Annotated in this window: 4 protein-coding genes and 1 pseudogene; 3 read left to right on the top strand and 2 right to left on the bottom strand. The window is 64.3% G+C overall.

Going from position 1 to position 6,554, the window contains the following annotated elements; all coding sequences use genetic code 11:
- Together N7422_RS22375 and N7422_RS22370 are read left to right on the top strand one after the other, a co-directional pair.
- A pseudogene (locus N7422_RS22375) lies at positions 1-1,937 on the top strand (sugar-binding protein); the annotation flags it as partial.
- Positions 1,934-2,434 (top strand): hypothetical protein, encoded by a 501-nt coding sequence (locus N7422_RS22370; protein ID WP_279808576.1) that lies wholly within the window; start codon positions 1,934-1,936, stop codon positions 2,432-2,434. The pseudogene N7422_RS22375 and the gene N7422_RS22370, both read left to right, overlap by 4 nt.
- A gap of 54 nt (positions 2,435-2,488) precedes the next feature.
- Here N7422_RS22370 and N7422_RS22365 read toward each other — a convergent pair whose 3' ends face one another.
- Entirely contained in the window at positions 2,489-2,899 is a 411-nt protein-coding gene (locus tag N7422_RS22365; RefSeq protein ID WP_279808575.1) for a PA2817 family protein, read from the bottom strand.
- Positions 2,900-3,079: 180 nt separating this feature from the next.
- Positions 3,080-5,527, bottom strand: coding sequence for an acyl-CoA dehydrogenase (locus N7422_RS22360; RefSeq protein WP_279808574.1), 2,448 nt, complete (start codon positions 5,525-5,527; stop codon positions 3,080-3,082).
- Positions 5,528-5,844: 317 nt separating this feature from the next.
- Between N7422_RS22360 and N7422_RS22355 the strand changes: the two genes are divergently transcribed.
- Positions 5,845-6,468, top strand: a complete 624-nt coding sequence (locus N7422_RS22355; protein WP_279808573.1) for a glutathione S-transferase — start codon at positions 5,845-5,847, stop codon at positions 6,466-6,468.
- The last annotated feature ends 86 nt before the right edge of the window (positions 6,469-6,554 follow it).

Below are 6,554 nucleotides of genomic sequence, written 5' to 3'. Positions count from 1 at the left end.
AGGCCGAACAGCTGCGGGAGGATGTGAACGGGGTCGCCACGCGCACGGTGTTCGATGGCTTGAATCGCGCGGTGCAAGAGTACCGCCAGGATATCGACCATTTCTCGGCACAGGCGCAAGTGTATCGGCCGCTGTATCGCGCCAGCTACGATGCCTGGGGGCGCCTGCAGGCGCAGACCCTGATCGACTGGCTGAGTGCCGAGGACGACCAAAACCTGTCGTTGACCAGCCAGTTCGACTACGACGACTGGGGGCAGCAATGCGCCGTCACTGGCCCCGATGGCGTGACGGCGTTCGAGCAGACCATCCCGGTCGGCAGTGCAGCGTTCGACGGGAAAATCATCGAGAGTTGGCGCGAAGGCTCTGCGGGGGCCAAGACCGGCAGGACCGTCGTCTGGCAGAACCGTTTCGACCAGGTCGAGCGCAGCGAGCGCCGCGATGCCGCCAATCAGCTCGTCAGTCTGCAGGTAAACACCTATGACGGCCTGGGCAGGGTGGCCACGGAAAACGTCGGCCTCAGCACATCGCCACGGGTGAACGCCTACCGTTACGACGCCTTCTCACGGAGTGTCGCCCATACCTTGCCCGACGGCTCCACGGTCGTTCGCGACTACGCCAGGCACAGCCGTGACGATCTGCCGGAAAGCATCGCGGTGCGGTCCGCTGGCCAGGAGCAGTTGCTGGGCACCCAGCAGTTCGATGGCCTCGATCGACTCAAGGTGTCGACCACCGGCGGGCGCAGGCAGGTCTACAGCTATTCGGCCGGCATGCTGCGCCCGAGCAGTGTCACGGTAGCCAGTGGTGACGTCATCGATTACGAGTACCTGCCTTTGCTCACCCAGGACCCGGTCAAGCGCACCTTGCGCAGTAGCCGAACGCTTGCGCAGTCCACCGTCGACTTCACCTACAACAAGAAAAACGCCCGCCTGGAAGCCTGCGCCACGCCGAGCCAAACGTTCAGCCGCGAGTACTTCAGTACTGGACAGATCAGGGCGGAATCACGCCAGCAGGGCGGTGGCTCCTATGAAATGGCGTACGCCTACAGCCATCGCGGCTTGCTGCTCGAGTACACGGATGTGCAAGGCAACGTGCAGTATCACCAGTACGATGCGCAAGGGCGCCTGGCCAAGACCTGGTTGAACGACCTGGAGACCGAGTTCCAGTACGACGAGCTGGGGCGCATGCAGTCGTTCTCGACCAAGGCCGGCGATGTCAGCCTCGCCACTTTGCTGGAGTACGATGAATTCGATCGTGAAACCCGGCGCACCTTCATCATGGGCGATGCTACCCAGGTACTGGAGCAGGCCTATGACGATGTCGATGCCATGACCTCGCGCAATCTGTATGACGGCGCCAACGCCCAGGCGCCGTTGTTGCGCGGTGAAACCTATGAGTACGACGTGCGTCAGCGGTTGCAAACCTACACCTGCGTCGGTACCGAGCGGCCGCATGACCCGAATGGCAAAGGCATGATCACGGGCCAGCACTTCACCTTCGATGCATTGGACAACATCCTGTCGGTTGAGACGACGCTGGAGAACGAGCGCTACCTGTCCACCTACGCCTTTGAAAATGAGCACGACCCGGTCCAGCTGACATCGATCACCCATGATTTCGAGGACGCCAGGATCCAGCTGGCCTATGACAGCAACGGCAATCTGGTTCGGGATGAGCAGGGCAGAACGCTCGAATATGACGGCCTCAATCGTCTGCTCAGTGTTACCGCGCCCGCCAGTGGCGAGGTATTGGCGACCTATGAGTACGATGGGCAGGACATTCTGACGATCGCCAGCGGCGAGCAGCGTTTCATTCGCGGCGACGAGATCGTCGGGATCGTGTCGGAGGAGGGGAGCCACACCTTCTTCAGGGGCGGTGGACAGGTCCTCGCAGAGCAGCAGGGTGATGGAACGTCGATCGGGAATGGAGGTGGCCAATGAAATACCAACAGCGAGCAGCGATCCTGGCGTGCCTGATGGCGGCGGGAGTATCGCTCACCGTGATGCCGGCAATGGCCGACACCATCGCCACGAAGCCACAGGTCAACGTGGGCAGATTGTTGATGCGGGAAAACAAGGTGGATGGTGATCACAAATGTGAGATCCCGCTCACGCGGACCAATCGTCGTGTCGAGATACGAATGGGTAATACCCAGTGCAAGGATGACGAAGTCTATTTCTACCGATTTGACAATGCGCCTTCGCCAGCATTGATCACGTTCTACGACAGCCCTGACTGTGTTTCGAAAAAGAAGTGGTCGTACACCTTGCGCATCACCCGCTACGCAGTCACGAGCGATGATTGGCTCGCGATCGATGGCCTGAAGGACAAGAAAAAGGGCGACAAGATCGACAACGGTGTCTACCTGGAGGATGGAGAAAACGAGGGTAATGACCAGGTGGGGGGGAAACTGTCCTGCGTGGCCATTGACTACTGAACCGGTTACGCCTTGATCGACAACGCCGCCTGCGGGCGGCGTTGTCATGCGTGCTCAGTTCACGCTGTCCGGGCCCGGTGCGCTCAGCAGCTGCTTTTCCAGGTGCCAGTCGAACGGCTCGCCGTCGCGTTCGGCCGCATAGCGGCGCTCTTCGAGCTCCTGGTACAGGGCCAGCTCCTCGTCAGGCATGAAATGCAGGCAGTCACCCCCGAAGAACCACAGCAGGTCGCGTGGTACCAGGTGGGCGATCTGCGGGTAGCGCTGGATCACCTGGCAGATCAGGTCCTGGCCCAGGTACTGGCTTTCCAGCGGGTCTTGCGGCAACAGGGTGAGCAGTTCGTCGAAGCGTTCGAGGAACAGGGCGTGGCTTTCCTCCGGGACCTGCTCGGCTTCACCCAGCGCGGCCAGGATGGTGCGCAGGTGGTGGAGCAGTTGCAGGTGGTATTCCAGGTGGGGGTTGGCCATGGCGGCGATCCTCGGGGTGGTTGAAACGGGGGGCGGAGTATACGCCGGTTGAGCGGGTCAGGCACTCGGCATCCGGCGTTCGGCCTTAGGCAATAGTAAGAGCGCAGGTCCCGATATCGACGCGCTCTGGGTGGGAGCCGGCTTGCCGGCGAAAGGGCCGCACGGCGGCCCCGCCGTCGATCAGCGAATCTTGCCTGTCACAGCCCCCAGTTGCGCCTTGTCGAACGCATCCACATCGATCACTACTCGACGCGCCTGTTCGGCCTGATGCAGGCGTTGGCCTTCTTCTGCCTGCAATACGCCGGCTTCGACGGCGGCGTCGATCACCGATTGCCCGGGGGCCGGTTGCACCTTGCCTTCCTTGACGGCCTGATGCAGCGCCTTATGCAGCGGGGCGACATCGTCCAGCAGGTCGCAGGCCGTCTGTAGCGCGGCCACCGGGTCGCCCTCGGCCTCTGGCCTGAAGCACCCCGCCAGCAGCTCTTCCAGGGCCGGATCGCCCTTGCCCCGGCCGATCAGCGCCGCCACCTCGGCATCCAGCTCATCGCTCGGCCCGGTATGCCGGCGGCCGAACGGGAACACCAGCACCCGCAGGGCGCAGCCCAGGAAACGGTTGGGGAAGTTGTCGAGCAGCGCATCCAGGGCTTTCTCCGCCTGGCCCAGGCTTTCTTCCAGGGCCCAGCGCAGCAACGGCTGCATGTGCTCGGGCGAGCCGAGGTCGTGATAGCGCTTGAGCGCGGCGCTGGACAGGTACAGGTAGCTGAGCACATCGCCCAGTCGTGCGCTGAGGCGCTCGCGGCGCTTGAGCGCGCCGCCGAGCAGCATCATCGACAGGTCGGCCAGCAGGGCGAAGGCCGCCGCCTGGCGGTTGAGGGCGCGGAAGTAGCCCTGGCTCAGGGCATCGCCCGGGACTTTCTCGAAATGCCCGAGGCCCAGGCCCAGCACCAGGGTGCTGGCGGCGTTGCCGGTGGCGAACAGGATATGCTGCATCAGCAGGTCGTCGAACTCCTTGAGTGCCTGGTCGTGGTCCTCGCGCCCGGCCAGGGCCATTTCCCTGAGCACGAACGGGTGACAGCGGATCGCACCCTGGCCGAAGATCATCAGGTTGCGCGACAGGATGTTGGCCCCCTCGACGGTGATGAAGATCGGCGCGCCCTGCCAGTTGCGGCCCAGGTAGTTGTTCGGGCCCATGATGATGCCCTTGCCGCCGTGCACGTCCATGGCGTGCTGGATGCACTCGCGGCCACGCTCGGTGAGGTGGTACTTGAGGATCGCCGACAGCACCGAGGGTTTCTCGCCCAGGTCCACCGCCTTGGCCGTGAGCAGGCGGGCGCTGTCCATCAGCCAGGCGTTGCCGCCGATGCGCGCCAGCGATTCCTGGATGCCCTCGAAGGCGGCCAGCGGCACGTTGAACTGTTCGCGCACGCGGGCGTACTGGCCGGTGACCAGGCTGGTGTACTTGGCCGCGCCCGTGCCGACCGCCGGCAGCGAGATCGAGCGGCCCACCGACAGGCAGTTCATCAGCATCATCCAGCCCTTGCCGAGCATCGCCTGGCCACCGATCAGGAAGTCCAGCGGCACGAACACGTCCTTGCCGCTGTTGGGGCCGTTCATGAAGGCCGCGCCCAGGGGCAGGTGGCGCTTGCCGATTTCCACGCCCGGGGTGTCGGTGGGAATCAGCGCCAGGCTGATGCCCAGTTCGGTCTGTTCGCCCAGCAGGTGGTCGGGATCGTAGGCCTTGAAGGCCAGGCCCAGCAGGGTGGCCACCGGGCCCAGGGTGATGTAGCGCTTCTCCCAGTTCAGGCGCAGGCCGATGACTTCCTCACCGTTCCACTGGCCCTTGCAGATGATCCCGGTGTCGGGCATCGCGCCGGCGTCGGAACCGGCCAGCGGGCCGGTGAGGGCGAAGCAGGGAATCTCGTCGCCACGGGCCAGGCGTGGCAGGTAGTGGTTGCGCTGCTCGTCGGTGCCGTAGTGCAGCAGCAATTCGGCCGGGCCCAAGGAGTTGGGCACCATCACCGTCGAGGCCAGGTCGCCGCTGCGGGTGGCCAGTTTCATCGCCACCTGTGAATGGGCGTAGGCCGAGAAGCCCTTGCCGCCGTACTCCTTGGGAATGATCAGGGCGAAGAAGCCGTTGCTCTTGATGTGCTCCCAGGCTTCGGGCGGCAGGTCGAGGTCCTGGCCGATCTGCCAGTCGCTGACCATGGCGCACAGTGCCTCGGTGGGGCCGTCGATGAAGGCCTGTTCCTCTTCGGTGAGCCTGGGCGCGTCGTAGTCGAGCAGGGTGTTCCAGTCGGGGCGGCCGCTGAACAGGTGACCGTCCCACCACACGGTGCCGGCGTCGATGGCTTCGCGTTCGGTCTGCGACATGGGCGGCAGGGTGCGCTGGAACCATTTGAACACCGGGGCGGTGAAGACCTTGCGCCGCCATTCGGGCAGGGCGAGGAAGGCCACCTTGATGGCGATCACCACCCAGATGAGTGCCAGCAGCCAGCCAGGGGCGGTGCTGAACAGGCCCATGAGCAGGGTAAAGGCGGCGATCGCCGCGAGGATCTGCAAGGGCGCCAGGCGCCGATGCAGGAGATACGCGGCGCCTAGCACCAGGACCAGCAACCACAACAGCAGCATGATTCTTCCTCCTTGGAAGCGGGGGCGGGGGCGATCCACAGAGCTTAGACGTGCTGGGGCGGATGGCCTGCTTAGAAGACTGACCGGGTTGGGTGGCGGGAGTTCGGTGGCGGTTGATAGATCGTGGGGCTGCTGCGCAGCCCTATCGCGACACAAGGCCGCTCCCACAGGGACCGCGCCATGGCAGAGCTGGCACATATCCTGTGGGAGCTGCCTTGTGTCGCGATAGGGCCGCAAAGCGGCCCCCTCGGTTTCACTGGCACCGCCCACCGCTTGGAGTAGACTGTCCCACCTCCCGCATTCATAAGGACGTTGCCATGCTGAAGATCTGGGGCCGCAAGAATTCGAGCAATGTGCGCAAGGCGTTGTGGATCGCCCACGAGCTGGGCCTGGACTTCGAGTCCATCGATGCCGGCGGCGCCTTCGGCGTGGTCAACGAACCGCACTACCGGGCGCTCAACCCCAACGGCCTGGTGCCCATGCTCGAAGACGGCGACCTGGTGCTGTGGGAGTCCAACACCATCGTGCGCTACCTCTGCGCCGAGTACGGCGCGCAGCAGGGCTGGTACCTCGATGATCCGCGCCAGCGCGCCCTGGCCGACAAGTGGATGGACTGGACCACCTCGTCCTTCGCCGGCCCGTTCCGCCCGCTGTTCTGGGGCCTGCTGCGCACCCCCGAGGAGCAGCGCGACTGGGTGGCGATCAACGCCGCGCACAAGCAGTGCGCCGAACTGCTGTCGATCGCCGACGCCACGCTGGCCACGCAGCCCTACCTCAGCGGTGAACAGATCGGCATGGGCGACATCCCCCTGGGCAGCTTCATCTACGCCTGGTTCGAAATGCCGATCGAACGTCCGGCCATGTACCACCTCGAAGCCTGGTATGAACGCCTGAAACAACGGCCGGCCTACCAGGCGGCGGTGATGACCGCCCTGACGTGACGCCACTTCGATAGTCATTATCAATAGATGTGACTGTACTTGTGCGGCCGGCCCTTGCACCATGGCCGCACTCACTGCGCCAGTGA

The organism is Pseudomonas sp. GD04091 (genome assembly GCF_029836165.1).
Taxonomy (GTDB): domain Bacteria; phylum Pseudomonadota; class Gammaproteobacteria; order Pseudomonadales; family Pseudomonadaceae; genus Aquipseudomonas.
This window is presented reverse-complemented; position numbering and strand designations above follow the sequence as displayed.